The organism is Bradyrhizobium sp. JYMT SZCCT0428, from assembly GCF_018131075.1.
Classification (GTDB): Bacteria; Pseudomonadota; Alphaproteobacteria; order Rhizobiales; family Xanthobacteraceae; genus Bradyrhizobium.
On sequence record NZ_JAFCLS010000169.1, the window covers coordinates 1 to 1,209 of the forward strand.

Sequence of the window (1,209 nt, forward strand, 5' to 3'; positions counted from 1 at the left end):
CCGGGATCTACCGTGTTGAGAGTCAAGAGGCGGCAGCGCCTTTCCAAGGCTGTCCCGACCTGATTACGGCATTGGCGAAGACGACAAGGCGCCTGAGGATAGCGATGAGGGCAACTTTGGGCGGTTTGCCTTTTGCGATGAGGCGTTCGTAGAAGGGGCGCAGCACCGGATTGTGCCTGCTGGCAGTGACGGCTGCCATGTAGAGGATACTGCGCACGGCGGCTCGCCCTCCGTGGATTCGTGCCGGCGCGGTCATGGTGCCACTGTTGCGGACGAATGGAGCGACGCCGATGAGGGCCGCTGCCGCCTTGTTGTCGATCCGGCCGAGTTCGGGAACAGAAGCAAGGAAGGCCAGCGCAGACTTCGGGCCGATGCCCTTGATGGTTTTGAGCAGGCGCTGATCGCGCCGCAGATCGAGGCGCTGACGAACCAGTACCAGCATCATCTGATGTACCCGCTTGTCCTCGGCTTTAAGCGTCTCGAGATGGCTCTCGATCGCCTGGCGGAGTTCGGCCATCCGCACCGTGCCGAGCCTGCAGGTCTCGGCATGGATCATATGTTTGAGCTGATCCCGACGGCTTGCGAGTTCAGAAAGTGCCTCGCGGATCGCATCTTCCGGCAGTTCGACGTGACCGGCCTTGCGGCCCCGCAACTCGTCGGGGGCGGCGGCATAGGACGCAAGCATCCGCGCATCCGAGGTGTCGGACTTGGCTTTGACGCCGACCAACTGGCAGTAGGCCTTGAAACGTGTCGTATGGATGATCTCGACCGGCAGCTGTGCCTGGCGCAACGCCTTCACCAGCGGCTTCTCATAGCCGCCGGTCGGTTCCAACACGATGCGCGTCAATCTAGGCCCTGTCCGCAACCGCTCGACCAACGTGGCAATGGCATCGGGGCGATTTGCGTAATGGGCGCTATCGCCCCGATGCCATGCCACATCCAGACCCGCGCCACCGACATCGATGCCGACAAAAATATTGTCCGTTAAATGAGAGAGTGTCATGCTGCTCCTGCCTTGTTCACGAGGCAGGGCCGGCGCCTGGATCGTCAAACGTGCGGCCAGCACTTGCTACCGTCCGGGTGTCCGGCCCTTCAATAAAACGAGGCGGGGTGCGAGATCCCGACGGCCGCCAACGACCTCCCATAAACCCCGCAACGCCCGCCTCGATCGCCTCATCTTAATCGAGGCACCAAGACTTACGACCCATA

1 protein-coding gene is annotated in these 1,209 nt (G+C 61.9%); it reads right to left on the reverse strand.

The features are described 5' to 3' along the window. Positions 1-22: 22 nt before the first annotated feature. A complete protein-coding gene (locus JQ575_RS44215; protein WP_312016144.1) occupies positions 23-1,066 on the reverse strand; it encodes an IS110 family transposase in 1,044 nt (347 codons plus the stop codon). Between the last annotated feature and the right edge of the window lie 143 nt (positions 1,067-1,209).